Source organism: Clostridium culturomicium, assembly GCF_000821305.1.
In the GTDB taxonomy this organism is placed as follows: domain Bacteria; phylum Bacillota; class Clostridia; order Clostridiales; family Clostridiaceae; genus Clostridium_J; species Clostridium_J culturomicium.
In genome coordinates this window covers 204,339-230,199 of record NZ_CCXK01000013.1, presented here as the reverse complement: position 1 = coordinate 230,199, position 25,861 = coordinate 204,339, and the positions used below count along the sequence as shown (strand labels likewise).

At 32.1% G+C, this 25,861-nt stretch carries 20 protein-coding genes and 1 pseudogene; 3 read left to right on the top strand and 18 right to left on the bottom strand.

What is annotated here, in order from left to right:
• Nucleotides 1-187 precede the first annotated feature (187 nt).
• Nucleotides 188-1,822: a M20/M25/M40 family metallo-hydrolase gene (locus BN1075_RS21060; protein ID WP_081911465.1), complete on the top strand. Its 1,635-nt coding sequence runs from the start codon at nt 188-190 to the stop codon at nt 1,820-1,822.
• Between the two features lie 161 nt (nt 1,823-1,983).
• On the opposite strand, the gene BN1075_RS02990 is transcribed toward BN1075_RS21060, so the two are convergent.
• Nucleotides 1,984-4,248, bottom strand: coding sequence for a LamG-like jellyroll fold domain-containing protein (locus BN1075_RS02990; protein WP_052406360.1), 2,265 nt, complete (start codon nt 4,246-4,248; stop codon nt 1,984-1,986).
• 560 nt (nt 4,249-4,808) lie between these two features.
• Between BN1075_RS02990 and BN1075_RS21390 the strand changes: the two genes are divergently transcribed.
• A complete protein-coding gene (locus BN1075_RS21390) occupies nt 4,809-4,970 on the top strand; it encodes a hypothetical protein (RefSeq protein ID WP_156132724.1) in 162 nt (53 codons plus the stop codon).
• Nucleotides 4,971-5,040: 70 nt separating this feature from the next.
• Here BN1075_RS21390 and BN1075_RS02985 read toward each other — a convergent pair whose 3' ends face one another.
• The 11 genes from BN1075_RS02985 to BN1075_RS02935 all read right to left on the bottom strand — a co-directional run bounded on the left by BN1075_RS02985 (nt 5,041) and on the right by BN1075_RS02935 (nt 16,701).
• Nucleotides 5,041-6,303 (bottom strand): sensor histidine kinase, encoded by a 1,263-nt coding sequence (locus tag BN1075_RS02985; RefSeq protein ID WP_040191552.1) that lies wholly within the window; start codon nt 6,301-6,303, stop codon nt 5,041-5,043.
• Nucleotides 6,296-6,979, bottom strand: coding sequence for a response regulator transcription factor (locus BN1075_RS02980; protein WP_040191551.1), 684 nt, complete (start codon nt 6,977-6,979; stop codon nt 6,296-6,298). The genes BN1075_RS02985 and BN1075_RS02980 overlap by 8 nt, the downstream gene beginning before the upstream one ends.
• Nucleotides 6,972-7,541: a UBA domain-containing protein gene (locus BN1075_RS02975; protein ID WP_040191550.1), complete on the bottom strand. Its 570-nt coding sequence runs from the start codon at nt 7,539-7,541 to the stop codon at nt 6,972-6,974. Before BN1075_RS02975 ends, BN1075_RS02980 begins: the two co-directional genes overlap by 8 nt.
• A 211-nt stretch (nt 7,542-7,752) precedes the next feature.
• Entirely contained in the window at nt 7,753-8,304 is a 552-nt protein-coding gene (locus tag BN1075_RS02970; protein ID WP_040191549.1) for a UBA domain-containing protein, read from the bottom strand.
• Between the two features lie 203 nt (nt 8,305-8,507).
• Complete coding sequence (locus BN1075_RS02965; protein WP_040191548.1) at nt 8,508-8,756, bottom strand: spore coat protein; 249 nt, start codon at nt 8,754-8,756, stop codon at nt 8,508-8,510.
• Nucleotides 8,757-8,770: 14 nt separating this feature from the next.
• Nucleotides 8,771-8,950 (bottom strand): hypothetical protein, encoded by a 180-nt coding sequence (locus tag BN1075_RS02960; RefSeq protein ID WP_040191547.1) that lies wholly within the window; start codon nt 8,948-8,950, stop codon nt 8,771-8,773.
• 392 nt (nt 8,951-9,342) lie between these two features.
• Nucleotides 9,343-10,191 carry a metallophosphoesterase gene (locus BN1075_RS02955; RefSeq protein WP_040191546.1) on the bottom strand — a complete coding sequence of 283 codons (849 nt, stop codon included), beginning with the start codon at nt 10,189-10,191 and terminating at the stop codon, nt 9,343-9,345.
• Nucleotides 10,192-10,372: 181 nt separating this feature from the next.
• The gene (locus BN1075_RS02950; RefSeq protein ID WP_040191545.1) at nt 10,373-12,622 is read right to left on the bottom strand and encodes a glycoside hydrolase family 3 protein; all 2,250 of its coding nucleotides are present in this window, start codon (nt 12,620-12,622) and stop codon (nt 10,373-10,375) included.
• Between the two features lie 148 nt (nt 12,623-12,770).
• The gene (locus tag BN1075_RS02945; RefSeq protein ID WP_040191544.1) at nt 12,771-13,934 is read right to left on the bottom strand and encodes an iron-containing alcohol dehydrogenase; all 1,164 of its coding nucleotides are present in this window, start codon (nt 13,932-13,934) and stop codon (nt 12,771-12,773) included.
• A 70-nt stretch (nt 13,935-14,004) separates the two neighbouring features.
• Nucleotides 14,005-15,315: an MATE family efflux transporter gene (locus BN1075_RS02940; protein ID WP_040191543.1), complete on the bottom strand. Its 1,311-nt coding sequence runs from the start codon at nt 15,313-15,315 to the stop codon at nt 14,005-14,007.
• 684 nt (nt 15,316-15,999) lie between these two features.
• Entirely contained in the window at nt 16,000-16,701 is a 702-nt protein-coding gene (locus BN1075_RS02935; protein WP_040191542.1) for a GIY-YIG domain-containing protein, read from the bottom strand.
• A gap of 493 nt (nt 16,702-17,194) precedes the next feature.
• Between BN1075_RS02935 and BN1075_RS02930 the strand changes: the two genes are divergently transcribed.
• Nucleotides 17,195-18,262, top strand: a complete 1,068-nt coding sequence (locus BN1075_RS02930) for a PTS sugar transporter subunit IIC (RefSeq protein WP_040191541.1) — start codon at nt 17,195-17,197, stop codon at nt 18,260-18,262.
• Between the two features lie 168 nt (nt 18,263-18,430).
• On the opposite strand, the gene BN1075_RS20550 is transcribed toward BN1075_RS02930, so the two are convergent.
• From BN1075_RS20550 to BN1075_RS02905, 6 genes and pseudogenes are all read right to left on the bottom strand, one after another.
• Complete coding sequence (locus tag BN1075_RS20550; RefSeq protein WP_052406359.1) at nt 18,431-20,776, bottom strand: sensor histidine kinase; 2,346 nt, start codon at nt 20,774-20,776, stop codon at nt 18,431-18,433.
• Between the two features lie 208 nt (nt 20,777-20,984).
• Entirely contained in the window at nt 20,985-21,179 is a 195-nt protein-coding gene (locus BN1075_RS02920; protein WP_040191540.1) for a hypothetical protein, read from the bottom strand.
• Between the two features lie 153 nt (nt 21,180-21,332).
• Nucleotides 21,333-21,464: a hypothetical protein gene (locus BN1075_RS22320; protein ID WP_268871531.1), complete on the bottom strand. Its 132-nt coding sequence runs from the start codon at nt 21,462-21,464 to the stop codon at nt 21,333-21,335.
• 74 nt (nt 21,465-21,538) lie between these two features.
• Nucleotides 21,539-22,271 (bottom strand): annotated as a pseudogene (locus tag BN1075_RS02915) (AAA family ATPase); the annotation flags it as partial.
• A gap of 172 nt (nt 22,272-22,443) precedes the next feature.
• Nucleotides 22,444-23,376, bottom strand: coding sequence for a hypothetical protein (locus BN1075_RS02910; protein WP_052406358.1), 933 nt, complete (start codon nt 23,374-23,376; stop codon nt 22,444-22,446).
• Nucleotides 23,377-23,515: 139 nt separating this feature from the next.
• Entirely contained in the window at nt 23,516-25,801 is a 2,286-nt protein-coding gene (locus BN1075_RS02905) for a glycoside hydrolase family 2 protein (protein WP_040191539.1), read from the bottom strand.
• Nucleotides 25,802-25,861 lie beyond the last annotated feature (60 nt).

Below are 25,861 nucleotides of genomic sequence, written 5' to 3'. Positions count from 1 at the left end.
TTCCCCTCCAAAGCAAAATATACTTAAATTTTAATACCTTTAAATTCATTATGCAAACTTAAAAATTAAAAACTCATTCCAAATTACTTTGATTATAAAATATTTTGATTTACAAAGTAATTTGCCTGTGATATTCTTAAACCAACGAATTTTTCATAAATTAAATTAAACATAGGAGGACTTATAAATGAATCAAGGAAAAAAATTTACTTACATAACTACCCTGATAGTTATTGTTATTTCATGTATAATTGGTTTTAATTCCTTAAATCCATCAAAGCCAAATTATGATGATTACTCAAAAACTAGCGTAAATAATCAAATGGAACATATAAACAATATAGCTCAGGAGCCACATTCAATCTTTGACCTAGATGCTAAAGAAAAGGTTAAAAATTATTTAATGGACGAGCTTAGAACACTAGGGATGGAACCTCAAATTTATAGATATGAGGACATCTATGAAAAAAGAAGTGACAGCATGGTAGCTATTGAAAATATCTATGCTGAAATGAAGGGTGAATCTGATTCCTATATTCTACTCGCAACTCACTATGACAGCTCTCATGCTAAAAAAGAACGTTATGCGGAAATAGATGGTTCTTTAGGGGCCGCAGATGCTGGATATGCTCTTTCAACTATTTTAGAAACTTTAAGAGTTATAAAGGAAAGTAATATTCAGCTTAAAAATGGAATCAAAATTTTATTCACTGATGGTGAAGAATATGGTCTTTTAGGTGCAAAAGAAGCTGTAAAAGAGAAAGAAATTATCGCTGGAGCTAACTTTGTTATAAACATTGAAGCTAGAGGAACAGAAGGTCCTGCAGTAATGTTTGAGACAAGCCCTGATAACTCTAAAGTAATAGATTTATACAAGGCTAGTGCTAAACCTTTTTCTTACTCTATAACTCCAGAAATCTATAGATTATTACCTAATGGTACTGACTTCACAGTGTTCTTAGAAAACAACTTAACTGGTGTTAATATTAGTGTATTAGATGGACTTGAAAACTATCATACTCCTAACGATAACCCAAATAACTTAAGTGATAAATCAATGCAGCACTACGGTGATCAGGTACTTCCAATGGTAACTGAATTTGTTTCTAATGAGAAATACTCTAACCCAGAAAACCTTCAAGGTAAGAATGATTCAATCTTTTTTATTCTAGGAAATCAATTTATAGAATACTCTAAAACCATAAACTATGCACTTTTAGCTGTAATACTATTACTTATAGTTTTACTATATAAAATGTTTAAAATTAAAGCTGTAAACAAAGTAATTAAATATGTTTTCGTAAATCTAGGCTTTACTGTAATTACGATGTTCGCTGGATATGGAGTAAGCAGAGTAACTGCAGCTTTAAATGGAAGAACATTTAAACTGACTTACTTACCTCTAATTAAATTCGAAAGTGTGATTTTCATTGGAGTTATGCTTATAGTCCTTGCAACCTTCATTTTAACAATAAAGAAGGCATCAAAGAATTTTAATGAGAAAAGTGAGTTTATACTTGGAGCTTTAATATTGCTATTAATTTTATCTTTTATTCTTACCTTTGCTTTACCTGGGGCAAGCTATTTAACAGTAATCCCAGCCCTTTTAATTGCTCTATTTGCTGCTTTAAAACAAAGCTTTTTGCACATTAAAGGAATCTCCTTTATATTATTAATTCCTATAGCTTTAATAATTATCTTATATGTGCCTATGATTTACCTATTCAATGCAGCTTTAACCTTTGGAGCATTAGCCGCAAATATATTCTTTGTAATGATTGTATATCTTTCAGTTTTTGCTGGAATATGTTCTATGGAATAAATAAAAAATCACTAGCAGTATTCAAGCTGCTGGTGATTTTTTTATTACTTCATATTAAACTCTTTAATGAATTTAAATGAAAGCCAGTTATCCTTGTTCCAACACCTTCTCTGCTTAATAAAAACAAGGACAAGTATCTTTCCTGTCCTTGTTTTTTTCACTTACTTTTTAAACTTTTTTAAGGTTATAAAACCACTAGCTGCTAAAATTGTACCTGCAAAAGCTAACCCAAAGGTTCCTCCGCCACCTGTCTGAGGTAATTTATCTATTGTTCCATTATTTTCATCTTCTTCCTGGATGTTCGAATTGTTCTCCTCTTGACTTCCACCATTTCCAGTGTTTTCGTCATTATCAACATCTTCATCCTTATCTTCCTCTGAAGGAATATCAATTATTTCTTTTTCAACAAGAGCCTCAACGGCAGCTTTTAAACCGTGGTAAGCTTCTTTAATTTCCTCAATCTCAGCATTTTCATTTATTGAAACATTTTGTGCTTTGGTTAAAGCTTCTTTTACAACACTCCATGTTTCACTAGTATATTTTTCTCTATCAAGACCTTTCACTTCTTCAATTAAGGTCTTTAATTCATTTTTAGCCTCTTGTAAAACGGCATCTGACTTCTCCATGCCCGCAAATCTCTCTTCAAAATTAAACTCAAACTCACTATAGTTTCCAGCACCAGTTAAATAATTTACATCAAAGAAAGTTGTCTCTTCACTACTTAGAGTTGCTGCATAAGGTGAGAATGTTGAAAGATATATTTTATTTGCAGCTTCATTGAATTCAGCAAACTTAAATAGTGCATTACCCCCATTATGAGCAAATTGATAATCCGCTAATATGCTAAGTACCTCATTCCCTTGATCATTTATTAAAATCTGATTCCCTGCTCCATGGCTGTGGCCTCCAATCACCATAAATACTTGATTATATTTCTTTACTACATCCCAAACCTGCTGCCCCTTTTTACTTAGCTTAATTTCACTTGGGGCAGTATCAGAGCAATTTTGTAAATCATGGCTTGTGATTACTGTAGGCATATTAGTATTTGATAAAACTTCTTCTACCCACGGCAAATCTGAATCAAAGCTATGGTAATCAATTGCTAAAGTCATATACTTATAGCTTCCACCATCAGTTACCATATATGTACTACGTCCTGAAGGAGATGTTCTAACAACATAATCACTAGTTAATTTACCATACTCACTATCAGCTCCAAAGTACCTATCATAATACTCAGGCCAATCGTGGTTACCTGGTTGCATAAGAAGCTTCATTTCTGCTTCAGGCAGCTTACTAAATAATTTTGTTGTATTCCACTGCTCTTCATTATTTCCATTTTCAACAACATCCCCTAAATGAGTTACAGATATAATGTTTGCTGCATGTCTATTTTCTGTCAACCAATCCATTGCTGCATCCATAACACCTGGTTTAAATTTAATAGCATTTTGAGTATCAGGCATAAAAACCATATTATAATTATTTTCAGCTTTTAAACTAAATGGGTCATTATTCCCATATTCTCCAACATACTGTTCTGGATTACTAATAAGCCACTGTGACTTATCTAAAGCCCCCTCAGATATTCTAATTTGCTGGAAGCTTCCCTTAGCAAATTTATCTAAGGTTTTATCCCCTTCCTTCCACCAGCTAGAACCAACCCTAAATCTACCGTCAACATGATCTGCATATAGTCCTATCATATCATCACTTACATAATCTCTAAAAGCTTCAGCACCATTTACATAGGTACGGATACTATTATTATCACTAACAATTGCTATATGATACCAAACGCCACCTTTATCCATTGAAACTGACCAAGCGGCTGATTCCATCTCATGATTATCTTCTTTATTTGCTGCCAAAAATTGAATTTCTTTGCAATTAGACACAGCAACATTCATGGTTCCTACTTCAGGCTCATCCATACTTTTAGCATTACCTTGTCTCGCTAAAAGTCCCATCCAACTATCTGCAGCTGTCCAGTTAGTAGGAAGTTTGTAAATAAATTGCATTGTATATCCATTTTCAAATTCCTCTTTATTAATTGGTGCATCGTCTACAGTTATTAAATCAGCACCTATCTTATTTGCACTATCACCTGTCATAACTAAGCTTCCATTAGTAGCTCCATACATAGTATCATCAGAAAAACCCAAATACTTAGTATAATCCTCTGCCTCCCCATAGGTATTCATTCTTAATTCATTTCCATTACCACTGCTGTCTTTTATTATCAGATTCTTATCAGAGATAGACCCACTTTTTACATTGTTTGAGTCAAATCTCCAATCTGCAATAACCTGGCTTCCATCTTTCGTGTCAGCAAAAGCTTTATTTGTCACTGATAATGTATTAGTCAGCATAACCCCAGCTGAAAGCACTGCACATAAAAGTCTTTTTTTTACGTTTTTCATTATACATCCTCCTAAAACTAAAATTCCCCTTTGTACAAGAACATTTTAACTTTATTTTTTCAATTTTAGTGTTAAGGCTGATCATACAATTGTTAAAATCTATTAATATTATTAACAATAAAATTTTTATAAAATTTATCCTAACTACAGATATTACGTGTCAAATATAAAGAATTCTTAGCTTTCTATTTACCGCTTATGTTAAGAATACTTAATCTTTACATTACATAAATATTACTTTAATTTTAGTGGATTAATAGCTCTTGCAACAGTTGTATTTGGAAACTATACCCCTATAGGTGTAATGATTGCTGCCTTAATGATTGGAAAGAATGTTGAATTAATTACTTCTAAAGAAAAATCTAATACTGGTAAAGTTGTTTTAGATGTGAAAGCTTTAAATTGAATAAATGAAAAAAATATCAGTACCCTTAAAAATATGACCGTTGAAGAAAATCTAATTTTAATGAGCTACAACAAGGCTCCATATTCAAAGTCCGCTTTCTAGATTGGAAATTCATTGAAAAGCGCAACAAAATATATTTAAAGCCTTATCATTGATGAACGAGATCATGGAGCTACCACCCACTGAACTTGATGAACTCATGGAAATTTTCGATAGAATCATGGTAATGTATGATGTCAAAATTATGGGTATTTTTGATCAGCGTAATGTTACAAGAAAGGGACTTGGCTTATTGATGGCTGGAGTAGTTAATTAAAAAATTATAAAATATAGGCTGCTGAATTTATCAACAGCCTATATTTTATAACTATTCAAGTATTTCATTACTACAATAAATTTTGTGGTAAATGAACTGTTATCCTGGTTCCAATTCCCTTTCTACTTAAAACACTAAAGTAACCTTTATGATTATCTATAATCCATTTGGCAATTGATAACCCAAGACCAGTTCCTCCGTCTTTTCTAACTCTGGCTGTATCAGCCCTGAAGAATCTCTCAAATATATGAGGCACATCCTCTGCATCCATTCCAATACCATTATCCTGAATCGAAAATAAAGGCTCTCCATTAATATTTTTTCCAACTTTAATAATAATGTCTTCTCCCTGCTCAGTGTATTTTGCTGCATTTTCAACTAACACTCTTGCAGTCTGCTTTAAAAGACCTTCATCTCCCTTAATCTTTATATTTTCTTCGTTTATATAAGAGTAAAAATGATTTTCATCAATCATTTTAGATTCTTCAAAAACTTCCTTCATCATTTCACTAAGAGAAAACTCAATTATATTAAGCTGGGTTTTGCCATTAATTCCCCTAGCTAAAAATAAAAGCTGCTCAACTAAGTTTTTCATATTTTCTGATTCAGACTTTATAGCTGCAATAGATTCCTCTAAAACACTCTCATCCTTCTTACCCCATCTATCCAGCATATTTGCATATCCTTGAATTACTGAAATAGGTGTCCTTAATTCATGTGATGCATCTGAAACAAACCTCGCCTGCTGTCTGTAGGAATCCCTCATTCTATCTAAAAGTTTATTTATTGCATCCTCTAAACCCTGAAGTTCGCTATCTTCAATAGTAATCCTTTCATCAGACCCAACTGGACTAAGCTTTGATATTGCGGCTTCAAGATTTTGAAACTTATCTTCATCAAAAGCCATGTTGCTAAGTCTGCTAGCAGTTTCAGCAATTTCATTAAGGGGTCTTAAAGTTTTCCTGATCTTTGCTGTACCAAATATAATTTCTTCTAACAAAAACAAGCCCTCTAGAATCCCCAAAATGCTAATTATATCTATTAATGTATTAATAAAAGAAGCCGCTTCTTTAACCATAGTTCTTCCATTGTTCCACACTACAGTGTACTTAGCTGCTTCTATTGGAAAAAGCTCTATAGATCTTTGAGCATTTTCTACTAGGGATCCATAAAAAGTTTTTTCTGCATTAATACACCACAGAACAGCCAGTACAATAACAACTAATAAATCTAACACAAGGAATTTGAAAAACATATCCCTAACAGAAATAGCATTAAGCTTTATTGCAATAGATGTAACATTTTTGTTTTTATTTTTTCTACTCTTACTCATCTTTTATTACGTACCCTACGCCACGAACTGTAGATATTATTTTAACATTAAAAGTATCATCAATCTTTGTTCTCAAATATCTAATATAAACATCTATAACATTAGTTTCTCCAAAATAATCATAACCACATACCTTTTCAATAAGTACATCTCTTGTCATAACTATATTTTTATTCTCCATTAAAATCTGAAGAAGACTAAATTCTCTATTGGTTAATTCAACCTCAGTGCAATCATACATCACCTTATGTCTCATTTTATCTAAGGTTAATAATCCACAGCTTATTACCTCATCATCCTTCTTAATCTCAACAACGATTCTCTTTTTTAGAGCAGTTCTTATTCTTGCAAGAAGCTCTTCAATTGCAAAAGGCTTAGTAATGTAGTCATCGGCACCTGCATCAAGCCCCGATACCTTATCCATTACCGCATCTCTTGCTGTAAGCATGATAACTGGTACCTCTGAAGTCCTTCGAATCCTTCTTAAAACTTCAAGGCCATTGATTTCTGGAAGCATCACATCAAGAATAATCAAATCAGCTTCCCCGCTTTCTGCTATCTCGAGACCAGTCCTGCCATTATCAGCTTTTATAACCTTATAACCTTCATGTATAAGCTCCAACTCAATAAATCTAGCTATTTTTTCTTCATCTTCAACAACTAAAATCTTAACCATTATTTATCCCCTTCTTTATTTTATCAACTATATCCTGAGCCCCTATCGATAACTCCTTAAATATCTTATTAATTCTATCTATTTTATCTGAACTAAATCTTTTAGAAGAAATTGAAAACTCAATTTCAAAGAATAATCCAATAATCATTAACGGTATTATAAACCAGAAAGCAAAAATTAAAAGTAATATAATTACTGTAATAGGAAGTTTAATAAGAGCTCTGCTCTTCCTACTCACTTCAAGAAAAATATTGTTTCCTGTATCTATAACCTTACACACAGCTTCAAAAAATCCTTCAAAATCATTTTTACTGTAATAACTTTTTTTCTCTTTATAATTAACACTTTCAACTACATGACCTGCTGAAGTGTTATCATATGTGCCTTTATAAGTATTAGTATAAAACTCGCTAACTTCAGGCTTTTTAACTTTCCCTATATTCTCTAAATATATCATTGCCTCAAGGATATCCCAATTATTGTTCTCTAAAGCAAACTTAGCTTCTTCATAGCTTATATCAGCATTTTCTTTTAATTTATCTACAAGATTAAGTTTATCCATACAACCTCCTACTTTAAGCTTTGTTTACCCTCTACCTAACTATTAAATTATAGCACAACCTGAAAACTTTAACTTAAAATGCCTTTCTTTAATTTTATCTTCACATAATTTTAAAAAGGACAAGATTAAGATAACTCTCATTTACACTTAATAAGAATCATCAATATTCTTGTCCCTTTATACCTTTACGATTTCATTTTTTGCCAAATTGCTATTTTTCATAGCCTTCTTTAAAATCTTTTTTTACAGATTCTGCTGATTTAGAAACTTCATCAAAAATAGTATTTACCCCATCATAATTCATTGATGATCCATAAATTGAATATTTATATCCACAGAATAATCCAAGAACCAATAAAACTACACTTGGAATTGTTAGGAATACTAACAATAACACTGATATTGTTAAGGACACTCTTATTGGCTTTTCATTTTCTTTTCTAACTTCAAAAAAATTTTCATTTCCCTTTCTTATAACCTTACCAATGAATCTAAAAATTCTCCCTATAACTTCTCCAACACCACCAAAATGCTCTTGACTACTTTTGTTATGTGTATTTTTTTCCTCACCATTTTCTTTGTTTTCTTTTATATCAACCTCAATTATAGTTTTTTCACTTTTCTTTTCAGCTTTTTCTTTTCTTTCTAAATAAATTATTGAATCTAAGAGATCCCAATCACAGTTCTCTAAAGCTGCTTGTGCTTCCTCTCTGCTTACTTTTCCCTTCTCCATCAAAACTTCAATCATTTCATTTCTTTCCATATTAATTACCTCCGTATATTTTACTTCTTCGTTTACTATAGTTATATAATACGTCTTGAAAATTAAGGTAAAATATAAGAAAGATTAAAATCAGATTAAAAACTAATTATTTATATTAAATTTTATAAAAATGGCACTTCAAAAGAATTTTTGAAGTGCCATTTTACTATTTTATAAATTATTCACTTTGAAGATATTACTTATTATTGTTGTCCACTAAATTTCTGTTTAGCTTGTGTTATTTTCTCTTTTTCTACCTGTTGAGATGGATACCAACCCTTAGCAGACATTTTAGAATAAATTTCATTTTGCATTTTTAAACAATCATCTAAAGTTGATTTAAATGCACTATGAACATCTGTTGTTGATGATTCAATTGTACCATGCATCATTAAATCACATGCACCTTTAGTTACTGATAAAATATTATCCATAATTACTCTATCTTCCATTGTAATTATTCCTCCTATACATTTAATAAATTATAAAATTTTTTAAATGCTGTTTCATGTTTTGTCGCTAGTCCTTGAACAAAATTCTTAAGCTCAGGATCTTGAATTTGAGAAGCGAAATCATTACAAGCAGTTTTCATTTGCTGCTCATGACCTAATGCATCTTCAACATATAAAAGTTCTTTTGGTGACATATCATATACCTCCGACTAAAATATTTTACTTCTTCAAAGATATTGTTAGCCAAATATTTTGTATATATTCTATGGTTTTCATTAGAAACATATACTCTAACTACTAAATAAGTTTGTATTTTATATTATTTTATAGAAATTATATTACTTCAATAAAACACTAATTTAAAATTAGAAACAGTTTGATATAATACAATTTAAACATATAAGCATAATTGCTGGTATTGGTTTCTGCTGTGCTTGCCCTTTATCCACCTATATAAAATGGTTTCCTGATAAAAATGGATTAATTACATATATAACTGTCGATGCCTTTGCCCCGAAAGTCTTATCTTCAAAATAGTCATAATGAAGCTCCTTTATTCAGTAGGTGTTTCTCAAACCTTTTTTATCTAGAAAATTACCTTATGACTTTCAATCACTGGAATATTTCCAAATCTGAAAGGCAGCTTTGTATTTCCTAATCCGCTGCTAACAAATAACTTAATTACATTCTTTGAATAAAGGGTATACCATCCCTTATTATATTTCTCTGCTAAATGATTCTTAACTATAGGCCCCAAAATTGGAAGAGATACTTGTCCACCATGACTATGTCCACTTAAGGCCAGGTCTATTGGATAATCAACATAATCATCTATTAAATCTGGTTCATGTAAAAGTAACAAGTTAATATCCTCGTCTTGAATTCCTTCAGTTGTTATTTGAGCATCATGCCAACCTATCATCGCTTCATCTCCACCCATAATTTTAATTGTCTTCCCATCTACTTGAAGGGTTGTGCTACTATTCTCTAACACTTCAAACCCAGCCTCACTCATTATATCCTCATAATATTTTTCTGCTCCCCCTCCGATATCATGATTTCCGTACACTGCATATTTACCTAATTTAGCTTCAATTTTTGCAAGTACCGGAGCCACTTCATAAAGCTGCTCATATTGAGCTGCATGGTCAATCAAATCACCTGTAAATACAACTATATCTGCCTTCTCTTCATTGATTTTATTAACAGCTCTTTCTAAATCCCTTAAGCTATAGTATTTGCCTAATTGAGTATCAGTAAACTGTACTATCTTAAGCTGATTTTCCCCATTTTCCTGAAGAACTACCTCATGCTCCTTAACCCTTAATAACTTTCTCTCTATATATGTTACATATATCCCTAAAGCTGCTATAATCAATATGACTATTAGCCCTAAAGATATCATCATCTTTATCAACTTAAACATCCCTCTCATATTTATCATCCTTTGTCTTTATTTTAAAAGCTATGACCATTATACGTCATCTTCCATGGATAAATATTAAGAATACCTTACGATTTAACCTCACCCATTAATAAATAAAAAATTCGTAAAGCACTACAAGCACTTTACGAATTTTATAACTTTACATACTTCTGTTCAAAAAATACACCCTTTATCTTTTATACTTTTTCACTCTCTCATCATTAATAACACCTGCAAAGTTTAAGCCATAAGCAAAGCTGTAAATATTGCCTTCTTCGTCTTGGTGACATTCCATGTCATGAGGTACATCCTCACATTGAGCTTCTACTTCTTCCATGTTAGCAGGCATATTGAATGGAAGTAATCCGCTCGATTCTGCTTTACCTGTTACTATGTCAAGGATAGCTTGCGTCTGTGCACCAAAATCTGCTAAAATAACCTCCACCTTATCTTCAAACTCTTTAACAATTGTAGGATTCATCATATTTAGAGATACAATCACAGGCTTCTCTCCCATAGCTTCTCTGGTTTCTAAAATAATATCTAGATCAGCTTCGTTAACAGCTCTGTTAGTTTTTCCTTTGTAACTTCTATTATTGACGCTCTCTAATGGATCTCCTCCTGCAATGCTAACTTCTCTAGCATCCACTGCAGTGTATGGTCTATACTGCAGACTTATTGGCAAGTATCCGTCTTCCTTTGTATACCCCACAGTTTTTGGTGATTCAACAAACACCATAGCAAAATCTGCATCTTCAGCCTTCTCTGCCACATTGAAGTATTTCCCCACTATTGACTTATTAACTGGATCTATCTCCCTTGCCGGAATTACATTTCCAAACCAGTCTATTCCCTCTTTAATCCTTCTTTTAGGAATATATACAATTTTTCTTTCCTTTATTGGAAGTACCTTGTTTTTATTTTTTAGCATTACTATAGATTTCAACTGAGCTTCATATCCAGCCTTCATAAACTCTGGATTTCCAACTACTTCTTGAGATTTCTCTGGGTCTACATAAGGGTTTTCAAACAATCCTGTTCTAAAGATGTTTAAAAGTAATCTTACTGCAGACTTCTCAAATCTTTCACGCATAAACACTTCGCCATATTCTTTTACTCCCATTTCATAAGCTTTAAGTACTGGCTTAACTTCATTGTTACCACCAAACTGGTCAACTCCAGCCATTAAAGCTTTATAATGTCTTTCGTCTACTGATAGGTTTTCCACTCCCCAACACTTTCCAGAGATGAAGGCATCCACAACGTGATTATCCTTAGTTATCATCCAGTCTGTACAAACTACTCCATCATATCCATACTTATCTCTTAATAAATCGCTGATGATAAACTTATTGTAAGAATTTCCCACATTCTCACCATTTTTAGTATCTTGATTAAAGGAAATTGTGTAGTAAGGCATTACCGCAGAGGCTTTCTTTGTTTTGCCCTTTAGTTTAAATGCACCCTCAGTAAATGGTATTAAGTGATCCTCGAAATTGTTTCCTGGATAAACGGCATACTTTCCATAAGCGTAGTGAGCATCTCTTCCAGCTTCACCTGAACCGCCACCTGGCCAGTGTTTTACCATAGCATTAACGCTATCATAACCCCAGCCTTCATAAATCTCACTGTCCCCCTTAGAGGTTTGGAAGCCATCACAATAAGCTTCTCCTAAATCTCTTGATAGATACGGATCCTCTCCTAAAGTACCATTGAATCTCATCCATCTTGGTTCCGTTGCAATATCAACCTGTGGTGATAAGGCTGTAGCAATCCCTAAAGCTCTATACTCTTTAGCTGCTATTTCAGCAAAGTCCCTTACAAGCTCACTATCAAAGCTTGCTGCAAGACCAAGGTTTTCCGGCCACTTAGAAATATCCCCTCCTGCCCCTGCATTAAATTCAGTATCAGCACTTGCTCCATGTCTTGGGTCAGTGCTGATATTAACAGGTACTCCAAGACCTATTCCTTCTGCAAAAGCTTGAGCATTATTATTCCAAGTTGCCGCTGTTTTCGCATCATCAACTACAGTTATTAAAACGTGTCTCAAGTTATCTTCTAATAAAAATTCCTTTTGTTGATCAGTTAAATCAGTAATCTTAGCTTCACTTTCTTCTAGCTTTTTCCCACCATAAGTCCCTGAAAAAGCTTTAGAAAAAAAATCATTTCCTGTTGAAATTGATTGGTGACCGCTATAAAGCATTAAGCCAGCAATCTGCTCCACGGTCATCTTTGAAGCTAAATCCTTAGCCCTTTCTTCTGCCGGAAGCCTCCAATCCTCATACTTTTCAAGTTTACCGCTTTTGCTTAAATTCTTAAATGCAAAGCCATCTTCTTCTATAATATTGATCTTTGAATCAGGTGAATAACCAATGTTTTGTCCACCTTCATTTATAATTAAATTAAAACCATCTTTTTCAATTTCCTGCCATTTCTTCATGCTGTTCAAATCCTTTCTAATACCTTGTTCAAAAAATTCTAACTTTAATTTATGACTATTTTAACATAAATTAAGTTTGTGCATATTGCTTTTTAATTAATTTTGCTTAATAAAAAAGCCAACAATAAACATGTTGGCTTAAATATAATTAAAGTGCATCCTTAAATATATTCAGTACATCCTCTGCTGTTAATGGAACAAAGCAATCTTCCATTCCAAATCTAACTGCCTGCTGTGCCATAACTTCCAGCTTTTCTTCATTAATTCCTACTTCTCTTAAGGTTGTTGGAATACCCATTTTTTTAAAGAACTCTGCTGTTTTATCAATTGCAAAGTTAGCAATTTCCTTCTTATCTAATGATTTATCTATATCCCACACGTTTATCCCATACTCAACAAATTTATTTAGAGTGTTATCATTTAATACGTATCTCATCCAATGTGGAGTTAAAATTGCAAGTCCTACTCCATGGGTAATATCATAGAAGGCACTTAACTCATGCTCCATTCCATGAACACTCCACTCTCCAGTTTTACCAAAGCTTATTAATCCGTTTATAGCAAGACTTGAAGTCCACATTAAATTTGCTCTTGCCTCATAATTTTCTGGGTTCTCCATAGCAATAGGACCATATTTTATGCAAGTTTTAAGCATTGCTTCAGCCATTCTGTCTGGTAAGTATGCCCCTTCATCTGTTGTAAAATATGCCTCAAAGATGTGGCTCATTATATCAGCAGTACCTGCTGCTGTTTGATATTTAGACACAGTAAAGGTATATTCTGGATCAAGGATTGATGCCTGTGGTTTTAATAAATCATGGCCCATACCTAATTTCTCATTTCTTTCCATGTTAGAAATTACTGCAAAAGCATCCATCTCTGAACCTGTTGCTGCTAAGGTTAAGATTGAAATAATAGGTAATGCCTTAGTTATCTTAGAACAGTCCTGAACTATGTCCCATGGATTACCTTCATAATATGCAGCAGCAGCAATCGCCTTCGCACAGTCAATAGTGCTTCCGCCTCCAATAGGAATTATCATATCAACTTTATTTTCTCTGCACAGCTTAACTCCAGCTTCTACTGATGTTATTCTTGGGTTAGGCTCAACCCCTGATAACTCAACATATTGAACTCCAGCTTCTTTAAGCTTTTCCACTGCAGCATCATATATTCCATTACTTTTTATGCTTCCACCACCATAAACCAGTAGTGCTTTTTCACCATAAGCCTTAGCAATCTCACCAAGCTTCTTGATCTTTCCTTTTCCAAAGTATACCTTTGTTGGTATTGAATAATTGAAATTATTCATTTATATCAACTCCTTTTTATTTTTTTAATAATAATTTTCCATCTTAACTTAAGCAATTCTTCTTTTCACTTTAATGCTTCTTTAAAATATACATGCCAATGAACACTGTCACTATCTCTGCAAATGGTACAGTAAACCATATCCCATTAACCCCTAAGAACATTGGTAACACAAAAATACCTACTACTATAAATACAAGTCCTCTGCTTCCAGAAACAATTATTGATGCTTTTGCATTTCCTATAGCCGTGAAATATCCAGAAGTGACAATATTAAATCCATTAATAAGAAAAGCAAATGCATATATCTTTGCCCCACTTGAAGCCAGGTTTATCACCTCAATATTAGTGGAAGTAAACATCTTAACCAGTGGTGTTGAAAAAACAACTAGTATTAAAAATATAACTAATCCAATTATAAAGGTTGAAATTATAGATAATTTCATGCTTTCTCTTACTCTTTTTTTATTATCATCTCCAAAATTATAGCTTATTATGGGTGTAACTCCATCTGATATTCCAAACATTAATAGTATTCCAAAGTTAGCCATATAGGTTATAGCTGTGAAGGCTGCAACTCCAGCAGGTCCTGCAATCTCCATAAATGCCATATTAAACAGGAAGGTTGCAACAGCTGTGGATATGGAAGTTACCCCTTCTGATGACCCATTATAACATACTGGCCAAATAATCTTACTATTGAATTTTCCCTTAAATAAGTTAATTTTATTCTTTTTATTTAAGATATACGGAAGAACTACAAAGAAACCTGCAATGTTTGATATACCCGTTGCAAGAGCTGCTCCACCAATACCTAATCCTAAAAACTTAAGAAAGATAACATTTAATATAATTTGAACAACTACACTTACAATAGTTGCCTTTAAATATTCCTCTGGTCTTCCAATAATCCTATCTGTAAACCCAAATAAAACCTTCAGTGCAATAAATGGTGCAAACAGGGATATAGTTTTTATATATGTAGAAACCCCTGATATAATTTCTTCATTGGCTCCCAAAACAGCGGCAACTTGTTTGCTGAAGAATGTTCCAACCAAGGTTAATACTAAAGTTGCTACTAAAACCGTAATCATAGAAGTCCTAAATACATCTTGAGCTTCTCCTTCATTACCTTCACCTAAAAGCCTTCCCATGGAACTTATGGCGCCTATACAAACCACAAAGGTACAACCATAGATAAGCTGCATAAAAGGCTGAGCTATATTTACACTTGCAAGCCCCAATTCACCTGTAAAATTCCCTACAAATATTCCATCTATCATTCCCTGCATTCCTGCAATAACCATAGAAGCTACAGCTGGAAGACAAAACTTTATAAAGAGCTTATGTATTTTTTCTGTGCCTAATATATTTTCCGACATTTAATCACCCCATAAAAATCTTACCACATTGTTATAGCTATGTCTTTATGATAAATTTTCTTCTTTAATGTTATGTAATATTCACCTGCAATTATTTAGGTGAACTTAATTTACTCCTTTAAAGTTCATGATTGCATTATATATACTTATGTAAATCAAATTTTATAAATACCAAAGATTAAAAGTATTAAAATCTACACTTTTATATCTTTGTATATTATTTATTATCTCCGCTATTTATAGTAATAGGTTTATTTCTGTTGCTTCTTTTCCGCTGTCTCAACTATTCTATATGTACATTTACTTCAAACTCCGCTTTAAGTTTTTACATAACTTCGTTATAGGTAGTCCGCTCCCCTTACAATATTAATTTATGATCTGTTAGTATCTCTTCTTCTCCGCTTTAGTTCAGTTAAATGTTATTTACTTTAGTTTTTAAATATGCTGTCATACCATTTATTAAGGAGTTACATATAAGTCCACCCTCTTTTATAGTATCAAATAAATATAAACAATACTTAATCCAATATTTTTATAAAAAAATTGGAATTTAGAAATTTCTATGTTTCTAAATTCCAATTATATATTTATATTAATAAATTTCTCAAAAATAATTTTCACTTGTGACTATTTCACTTAAATTAACTTTACAAAACTTATTTCCTGATACTGGCTTTTACGCTCTTAAATACTTTCCCAAATTAAAATTTCTAATTTTTGAACTTCTACTGCTGTAAGAGGCATATACTTTAATCCATCTCTTAACCACAGTCCGGAATTTCTTATTTCTTCATTGGGACTATATCTTCCAAACCACTGACTGCTTGGTTTAAAATCCTCTGTATTATGTAACAATGCAATAATCCCCTCTTCAAATCTCAATCGCATTTTTTTATCTGCTATTTTAACACAAACGAAAGAGAACTTATTATTTAGATACTTAGTTATTCTCTGTTCTATGTTTTTTTCTTTTTCATACTTTTTAATTCCTTGAGGCAATTTCCCTCTTGAAAGTTCTATATCCAACATTTCTTCAAATTTATATTGGTCATATCTAAGAAATGCTTTACCAATGCTTTTTCTAAAAACACTGCCTTCTTGATTGGGCTTGTAATGATCCCTTAATCTTTGCTTTAGCTTATTATTAACTATATGAGCGCCTACCCTTACCACCCTATCATATCCATTATAAGTTTCTCCCTCTTCAAAGAAAAAACATATACCATTATCAAAGGTTATTTTACTAATATCCTCTCTCTTGTACCTTGGCAGCTGATGAAGCAATTCATGAAGCCTCATGGTATTATCCCTTAGAATAATACTTTCAGTTGTAAAATTACATATTTCCTTTGAAATTGAAGCTTCTTTATTATTTACTAATACCATAATGACCTCCGTTCTCCATAAGAAATTCTAACTATGATACCTTTCATTACTGCATAAGTTTAATTTGTTATTATATTAGTGATTAATTTGAACTTCTCCTGCTAAACCCATTTTATAATAATTATACTATCATTTTACATCCAAATTTTACATAAAACAATATATAAGGTAAAGATTTATTAAATATACCCTTATTTCTTACGCTTATAATAAACATTTCTTTATATTATAAATTTTAATAAACAAAAAGGTTGCCTTTTAGCAATTACTTCAAATAATATGACCATTCGATAGATTTACATATTACCAAAGGACTATTATAAACTCCGTTAAGTTTCAATATATTTTAAATTCATTTTATCACTGCATAATTGACCTAATTCTCAAAATACTTGTATAATTATGTAGTAAAGTAATATATAAGAAAGATCCTCATCTATTTAACTAATGGAGTATTCAATAATTACAGGCATTTAATTAAGGGAGTATCAGCATGAAGAAACTTAAAAATTATTTAAATCACATTTTTATTGACGGCTTAAGTGGCATGTCCTTAGGATTATTTGCAACGTTAATCATTGGAACTATCCTTCAGCAAATAGGCAATTTATTTGGTGGAACACTAGGGTCAACCATATATCTAATTGGTAAAGTTGCAGCTGCTACTACCTGTGCAGGTATTGGCGTTGGTGTTGCTTATAAATATAAGTCTAGCCCTTTAGTAGTAATATCTGCTGCAGTTTCTGGTCTTATTGGTGGATATGCACCTAAAATTCTTTCTGGCACTATAATGACTGAAGCAGGTGTGATAACTCTTTCAGGTCCTGGCGAACCCCTTGGTGCTTTTCTTGCAGTCTTAGTAGCCATTGAAATTGGAAATATTATTTCTGGAAAAACAAAAATTGATATAATTATTACACCTTTGATTACCATAGGTATAGGTGCTGCAGTTGGACTTATTATGAGTCCTCCTATTTCACGATTTATGACTTCTCTTGGAAACCTTATTATGTTTTCTATGGATCAGCAGCCCTTCATTATGGGAATACTGGTTTCTGTAATCATGGGAATTCTTTTAACTCTCCCAATAAGCTCAGCAGCTATTGGCGTTATTTTAAATCTTAGCGGAATAACTGCAGGTGCTGCAACCGTTGGATGCTGCTGTCAGATGGTCGGTTTTGCAGTGGCTAGCTACAGAGAAAATAAATTTGGTGGTCTTCTTGCACAAGGTATCGGCACTTCTATGCTTCAGATTCCAAATATAATTAGAAAGCCAATAATCTGGCTGCCTTCCATCATATCAAGTGCAATTTTAGGACCAATAGCTTCCACAGTTCTTAAAATGACTAATAATGCAACTGGTTCTGGTATGGGCTCTGCTGGGTTTGTTGGTCAGATAATGACCTATGAAACCATGGTAGAAACAATGGCACCTAATACGGTTTTATTTTTAATAGTAATTATGCACTTTATCCTTCCTGCACTTTTAACCCTTGTAGTTTCAGAATATATGCGTACGAAACAGTGGATAAAATACGGAGATATGTCTTTAAACTTATAAACCGATTAAATACACTAAAAAATATAGGAGTAAGCACCTCATTTTTAAATGCTTACTCCTAATTACTTTTCACCCTATTACTTTTCACCCTTTATAGCTATTAATTACGCATATTTTTATTCTTTCCAATTTAATTCATTAGCCATTTACTTATTACTTATTACTTATTTATAAATTATAAATATCCGCAAATTCTATAGAACACTTTTCTATTTTACTTTGCTTTATTTCATAATTTTCCAGCATTGAATCAGTTAAATCCAATTGCTTTCTTGGTAACCTTACCTCAAAAGTACTTCCTGCCCCTATGATACTTTCCACCTTAATATTACCTCCATGCATATCCACTAAGCCTTTTACTAATGATAGGCCTATTCCACTTCCCTCACATCTTCTAGTGAGAGTATCTTCACATTGTATAAAACGTTCAAATATAACATCAAGCTTTTCCTTTGGAATACCCGAACCTGTATCCTTAATCTGAATAACTACATATTTATTCTCTAAATTAATATCAACTCTTATATCTCCATTTTCAGGAGTGTACTTTATAGCATTAGATAATAAATTAAGAATAATTCTCTCAATTTGGTCAGGATCACATGCAATAACTTCTTCCTCCACTTCAGTATCAAAGATAAGTTCTATGTTGTTTCCCTTACAATAATCCACAACAGATAAAACTATATCCTCAACAATACTAATAATATTTGCATTAATAGGTTTAATATTGTAAAACCCTGAATCAATTTTAGTTATATCAATCAAATTATTAACTAACCTGATGAGTCTATATCCATTTTGTTTATAAACATTTAAATGCCTGTTTATATCACTCTTAACACTTCTGCTTATATTATATCTATCTAATTGCTTCTCAATTAATTGACTAGTTGTCATAATCATGTTAATTGGAGTCTTAAATTCATGAGATATATTAGCAAAAAACTCATTTCTTACTTCTTCCAGATGTTTAACCTTTTCCATTTCCTTTTCTGTATCTTTTATTATTTTTTCACAAGTTATATCCTTACCACAAATAAAAATATTCCCTTTACTATCTATTAAGTTTTGACTTCTCCAGCTTATCCACTTAGCTCCCTCACCAGAACATTTAACTCGATTTTCCCATTGTAATACTTCCGTTGATTCTAATTGTTTTTCCATTAATTCCAAAGTTTTATTCAAATCATCCGGATGTACTAACTCATTAGGATATAAATTCATAAACTCTTCTTTAGTCCATCCCAAGATTTCAGAACATCTTTTACTTACATCCTTAATTCCACTAGCATCAGCTTTAAGAACAAAATCTGCAGAAATCTCTAAAAAAGCTTCTAAATCCTTCCCCAAATCGTCTCTATACTTTAATTCATCAGCAATCTTCCTAGACATCTGAATATACTTAATTATAAAACATATCTGGTTGCAAATACTCCTTATAATATCGCTGTCAACAACTTCATTAAATAGATATGTTTCATACCCTAAAGTTATTATTCCTTTAAACTCTTTTTGGTCTATTATTGGATAATTTACAACATAAAGAGGTTTCCTTTGCTCTGTATCGTCTTTTGCTACATGACTTCCTTCTATAATTCTCTTATGGGTTCCATTAACAAAACCCTCTAAATCTGCCTCACTTACAAAATATCCTGTATACCCTGCCTTTTCATTATCATTATTATCAGTAATTTGTACTGGAAATTTAGGGTACAAACATTTTTCCACCTCATCATATATCCATATATTAAAAAATTTAGTATTTAAAAATTTACTAAACATGTTTCTAAAGTTTTGGAAAATAGATTCATTCACATTATTTATTATTATCTCTCCATTTTCTATATTTTCATCTATAAATTTTAAATTATCAAGAATTTTATACTGCATATTTTTATTTAAAGATATGTTTTTCAAAACTGAACCAATATGTTTTACCTGTCCCAACTCATCGAAAATTGGATATTTACAAACTTCGTAATAATACACTACTCCTTCCATTTCAAATGAGACTTCATATATACACTTCTTTTTAGTAGATAACACATAATCATCATTTTTAAAAGAATTCTCTTGCACCCTAGGGTCTAATAACTGATTTTTTAAAATTTCATTTGCAATATCTTTGTTTTCAGCAAAATAATCAATACAAGTTTTGTTAACGTAAACATAATTATTTTCTAAATCCCTTACAGAAATCATATATTCCATTTGATTCAATAAATTGAGAAGCATTTCCACATGTATTTCTTCTTTTATAGTTTTTTTCCATTTTATTATAAGCACTTTTAAATTTTCTTCTCCAAAGTTAATATTACTAACTTCGTATACACCTTCTTTTGAAATTTCATTCATATGGTATACAGTTACTTTATCATCATTTAGTTTTACAATTTCATTAACTTCATCCAAATCTATCTCTTCATTATCTTTATAAATACTAGAAATAAAAGCTTTATTTGCAAACCTTATCTTACCGTGATCATTCAAAATAATTATACTATCCGTCAATTTATTTTAAAAAAACTCCATTTTATCCACCAATCCCCAAAATATGTTATTCTTTACTATATTTTACCACATTGCAATATCCTTAGAAATATTTTTTATATCAAAATTAAAAAGTGGTGTATTTTTCATACACCACTTATAGCACTATAAGTATTTCATTAATTATAAATTCCTTTTAGTTGAACTTTTATTGCTATTTTCATATAGTTTATGCATATAAATTTGAGTAAATAAAAAGTTCCTCATCATTAATATATAATAGCAGTTCTTCAATATTAGAAAAATCTTTACCTTTCCAGCTATAGTATTGAAGTAATTCTACAGACTTTTCTTCATCGGTCATATTAAGTGATGAAATTCTAAATATTTTTTTGTATAGATTATCAATTTTGTTTTCTGCCATGAAAATCACTCCGTTTTACTTTTTATATTTTATATTATATTCAATTATGTTAATTTCGTACTAACTTTTACAATATTTACAATATTTATAAATATATAAATTCAACCAAATCAAAATAAAAATACTGCTGACTTCCAAAGTCAACAGTATTTTTTACTCATCATCTTCACTTAGTTCTTCCGCTTTAACTTGTAAACTGTCCCTTAATCTTCTGCCTCGTTCACATCTTACCTTATCAATGGGACAAAAATTAAAGCACTGGTCACAATTGGTTATCTCTTCCATATCTTCATCTCCTGTTTTCAAAAACAATTTATAGTTTTAAAAATCTTCTATTATCTAACTTCAAATTAATTATGTTAAAATTCACTTTCTCTTTCCTTGAAGAATTCATAATATGTACGAACATTTTCAAGCTCAGTCCATCTCTTCACATCAACAGGCTCCTCATCAAGATCATATATTTTACCCTCTCATGGCAAGAAGAAATGGAGAAGGCGAATGGGTTGATATAATAAACTGACATCCCAAATAACGTGCCGCATCCTCAATAAAGTTAACCAACTCCAGCTGACGTTTAGGTAAAAGGCTGTTTTCAGGTTCATCAAGTATATAAAGTCCATTTTCCTCTATCTTTTCTAAGAAATATTTAAAAGCATTTTCCCCATTGGCGAATTCTCTTATATTATCCATTAAATTTTCCCTTACAAACTTGGACTGAGTTTTTCTACGGGCATTATTTATCTGCTTAAGTCTATCATAATGCTGTAATGACTTCATTTGAAACTGAGCATACTTTGCATCTAAATATGCCTTAAAGACCTCATCTCTCCGAGCATCGATTCCTTCATTGATATTTCTCACATTCAGCATATAATCAAATACGTCATCGCTGGTAATAATTCTGCTTCTTTCAGGAATTTCTTCTTCAATGTGCATTTCACACATATCCACATAATCACTATAAAAGTTGGACTTATTAAAAACAGAGTCCCTCTGAACCTTTTTTTCTGCAATTACATTTAAGGCTGTAGATTTTCCTGAACCGTTACCTCCCTATAAAATTGTTATGGGCTCAAAATCTATCCTTTCATCCTCTATTGTTTGTTTTTATGCCCTAATTTACAAATGTCTCAACAGCTTTTTTATTTTCCTCTAATAGTTCTATTTCACTTTTTAATAATATTACATCCATATCACTAACTATGGTATATCACTCGTATCTCATTTCTATTCCTCCTATCACTTCCTGACCTCTATAAAATTATAATGTTTCTATAAACTCCTCATACTCTTTTCTTTTATTTAATATAATAAGACTCAATTCTTCACGCTCCTGCTCCAACTTATTCATTACATCACTAACATTTTTTCTTAAATAGGAAGTATCACTTAATGCGTCGTTTATCTTGCTTTGAACAGCAAAATCCGTAAATATATTATCGAAAAATATATCAAAGGCTATAGCTGTTGAAGAGAAGGATAAGCTTGCAAAATTAACGTCACCCAGCTCCTTATTAAAGCTTTGAAGCAAATTAGAAATATATATATACGATTCTTCTGCATCATTAATGTTATTATGTTTAGCAATAGAAGACAACATCTCTCCTCCCATCATGTCCCATAAACCCCATCCCTGTGCACTTTCTAAAGAATCTTGCGCTGCATCAATAGCTCCAACCAAGTTTCTTCCAACCGATTCTGCTTCCTCAATTTCCTTTTGAGCCTTTAAAGCTTTGTCAATATCCAGCTCAAGCTCTGATAATTTAGAACTTACATAATAATCACCACTACTCTTAATTATCTCAAGCTTCTTATCAAGCATCTCCTTATATTCTCTTTCACAATTTCTCAAATTCCTTAATCGTTCCTCAACATTTTCCAAATTTCTATCTATCATATTTACCTTAGCACTCTGCTCATCAAATTTAAGCTTTGCTTTAAAATATTCCTCATGTTCCTTTTCTAGCTTTTCATCCTTATTATTCATTATTGTTGCAATAAAATTAGAAATAGAAAGTTTCTCTAACTTCTCAACATCCTTCAGTTCTTTTGCTAAAGTTATCCTCAACTGCTCTAAAGCTTTTTTTTCCCACCTAGACTCGCTCCTAAATTTTTCTCTTTTTTCTTGTAAAACCTTTTTTAAAGCCAAGTCTTCCTTCACCTTATTAATTTTATCATTTATCGCCTTCAACATATCGCATGCCTCCCATAAATTCTTATTAACAATCTATGTTACTCAATATAAAAATAGGTCTTATAAGTATTTTCTACTTATAAGACCTTAATCCTTTAATTATTACCAATTTTCTGGACCTAAAAGGACCAAGATTTATCTATTTTATTTTTTCATATTGAATTAATATTTCATTTACTTTTTGTAGAGTTCCCTTAGGCATTTTCTTTCCAGCCATCTTAGCAATTTGCTCAAAGCTCATGTTTGCAAGCATTTTCATCATACCCTTGTTTGGTTGTCCATTTTCACCACTAAGCCCCGCAGCCATAACATCCATAAGCATTGGACCTGCTTCTGGGTGGGCAAATATTTCTCCCATTTTATCTTTTACTGATAAACGTCCTTCTGGGAATTCAAGTGGCTTTGGTCTTGCAGCTGAATCGTCGAACCAGTTTGCAGCTCCATCTCTTGAATCATCGTCATCCTCATCTACAAAAGTGTATTCTGGATTAGCCTCTACTACTCTTTTTACCTTTATTGTATCTTCAGCCCCTGCATCAGATAACGCAGTTATTGTGTTTTCACCCATATTTAAAGCTACATTTTCAAATAAGAATACTTTGTATCCAGCAAGGGTTTTAACTACTTCTCCATTAACCTTTAAAGTAATTTCCTTTGCATTTGAGTATACCTTTATGTTTGTTGTTTCTGTTGGTCTATCAATAAATCTTCTTCCACAAACATGTACCATTGGCTCTTCAGTCCAATAAGCTTTATATACATAGAAGGCATCCTTCTTTATGGTTCTATCAAAAGTTACAAGACCTTTATTATTTCTTCCCTTAATTCCACCTTCATCTCTAATGGCACTGCCAAAGTCAAACATGTTCCAAACATGAGTTGACCATAGGTAAGGTCTTTCAGCAAAGATTTCAAGCATTTTCTCATGGTAATAAGCGTGGTATTCTTCAGTATAATCCTTAACCTCTGGTGTTTCAGTATGGTATTTTAATATACCTTCAGCACCATATTCGCTTACTCCAAGTGGTCTGTTTGGATATAGTCTGTGGAACTCATCAAACCAATCTGCATTTTCTGAGATTTCTCCACCATACCATCCAAAATAGTGGTTATAAGATAAAACATCTGTTATCTGATTATGCTCTGATTCCATATCAGTAAAAGAAACTTGAGCCATAGTAGTCATTCTTGTACTATCCAATTCTTTAACTAATTTATTTAAGTCTTTAAGATTTTCTAGTAATTCCTCATTCTCTCCACCGATACCTATTTCATTTGAAATACCCCAGAAGCAGATTGATGGGTGGTTATAATTTTGCTTTACAAGCTCAATCATTTGGCTTCTGCAGTTCTCATGAGCTTCTCTGCCCTTAGTCATTGCAGAAATGAAGGGAATTTCAGCCCAAATAACCATTCCAGCTTCATCACATAAATCATAAAAAGTTTGAGCATGCTGATAGTGAGCAAGTCTGATTGTGTTTGCTCCAACCTCTTTAATTATCTCCATATCTTCCTTATGCTCTTTTTCGGAAATAGCCCATCCCATATTTTCACGGTCCTGGTGTCTTGATACTCCATGTAAGTGATAAAGCTCTCCGTTAAGGACAAAGCCCTTTTCAAAATCTACAGAGAAGATTCTAATTCCAAAAGTGGTTTCCACTTCATCAACCTTAGAGCCATCCTTACCAATAACTGTTACTACCGCTGTATACATATATGGATCTATTGTTCCATTCCAAAGGTGTGGATTCTCAACCTTAAGAGCAGCTTTACCAGAAATTGAGTTTTCTGTTTCAGCTACAGTGTTTTTCTGTGCATCCTTTATAGCAAATACTACCTTTGCTGCACACTCTGGGTTAACTAATAAAGCATCTATATTAACAATAGCATGTCCATCTTTAACTTCTGGTGTAACATATACTCCACAACTTCCGTGGTCTTCTAAAGATATATGAGCCTTTTCAACTCCTATAACCTTAACATCTCTGTACATTCCGCCATAGAAAGTGAAATCAGCCATGGTTGGGTATATATGTTTAATATCGCTGTTATCTGCACATACTGCAATCACATTTTTCTCACCAACCGTAACTTCCTTAGTTACATTAAATCTGAAGGTAGAAAATCCACCTTCGTGATGTCCCACATGAATTCCATTAACATAAACATCAGCAAGAGCATTAACTGCTTCAAACTCTAGATACACTTCTTTATTAGCAAAGGTTTCATCCAGATTTAGTTCTTTTCTGTACCAGCAAGCTCCTCTATAAAACTCACTTGCCCCACCTTGTCCATCAAGGTTGTTCCAAGTATGTGGCACTTTTACTGTTTCCCAGCTGGAAATGTCACATTCAACTTTACTGTTATTTATATGATTTTCTTTAGTAAAAAACCAACTTCCGCTTAAGTTATTTAAAATACGCATGTTATTCCCTCCTGAAATCCTATATCTTGTGATTAGTTTATCATTGACCTCAATAATATA

Bases quoted from the DNA above. Each gene is read 5' to 3' on its own strand.
- BN1075_RS02920 (WP_040191540.1), bottom strand. From the start codon at position 21,179: ATGGCAGAAAACAAAATTGATAATCTATACAAAAAAATATTTAGAATT.
- BN1075_RS02905 (WP_040191539.1), bottom strand. From the start codon at position 25,801: ATGCGTATTTTAAATAACTTAAGCGGAAGTTGGTTTTTTACTAAAGAA.
- BN1075_RS02930 (WP_040191541.1), top strand. From the start codon at position 17,195: ATGAAGAAACTTAAAAATTATTTAAATCACATTTTTATTGACGGCTTA.
- BN1075_RS02990 (WP_052406360.1), bottom strand. From the start codon at position 4,248: ATGAAAAACGTAAAAAAAAGACTTTTATGTGCAGTGCTTTCAGCTGGG.
- BN1075_RS02980 (WP_040191551.1), bottom strand. From the start codon at position 6,979: ATGGTTAAGATTTTAGTTGTTGAAGATGAAGAAAAAATAGCTAGATTT.
- BN1075_RS02970 (WP_040191549.1), bottom strand. From the start codon at position 8,304: ATGGAAAGAAATGAAATGATTGAAGTTTTGATGGAGAAGGGAAAAGTA.
- BN1075_RS22320 (WP_268871531.1), bottom strand. From the start codon at position 21,464: ATGGAAGAGATAACCAATTGTGACCAGTGCTTTAATTTTTGTCCCATT.
- BN1075_RS02945 (WP_040191544.1), bottom strand. From the start codon at position 13,934: ATGAATAATTTCAATTATTCAATACCAACAAAGGTATACTTTGGAAAA.
- BN1075_RS02975 (WP_040191550.1), bottom strand. From the start codon at position 7,541: ATGGATAAACTTAATCTTGTAGATAAATTAAAAGAAAATGCTGATATA.
- BN1075_RS21390 (WP_156132724.1), top strand. From the start codon at position 4,809: ATGAACGAGATCATGGAGCTACCACCCACTGAACTTGATGAACTCATG.
- BN1075_RS02985 (WP_040191552.1), bottom strand. From the start codon at position 6,303: ATGAGTAAGAGTAGAAAAAATAAAAACAAAAATGTTACATCTATTGCA.
- BN1075_RS02940 (WP_040191543.1), bottom strand. From the start codon at position 15,315: ATGTCGGAAAATATATTAGGCACAGAAAAAATACATAAGCTCTTTATA.
- BN1075_RS02955 (WP_040191546.1), bottom strand. From the start codon at position 10,191: ATGAGAGGGATGTTTAAGTTGATAAAGATGATGATATCTTTAGGGCTA.
- BN1075_RS21060 (WP_081911465.1), top strand. From the start codon at position 188: ATGAATCAAGGAAAAAAATTTACTTACATAACTACCCTGATAGTTATT.
- BN1075_RS02965 (WP_040191548.1), bottom strand. From the start codon at position 8,756: ATGGAAGATAGAGTAATTATGGATAATATTTTATCAGTAACTAAAGGT.
- BN1075_RS02935 (WP_040191542.1), bottom strand. From the start codon at position 16,701: ATGGTATTAGTAAATAATAAAGAAGCTTCAATTTCAAAGGAAATATGT.
- BN1075_RS02950 (WP_040191545.1), bottom strand. From the start codon at position 12,622: ATGAAGAAATGGCAGGAAATTGAAAAAGATGGTTTTAATTTAATTATA.
- BN1075_RS02910 (WP_052406358.1), bottom strand. From the start codon at position 23,376: ATGTTGAAGGCGATAAATGATAAAATTAATAAGGTGAAGGAAGACTTG.
- BN1075_RS02960 (WP_040191547.1), bottom strand. From the start codon at position 8,950: ATGTCACCAAAAGAACTTTTATATGTTGAAGATGCATTAGGTCATGAG.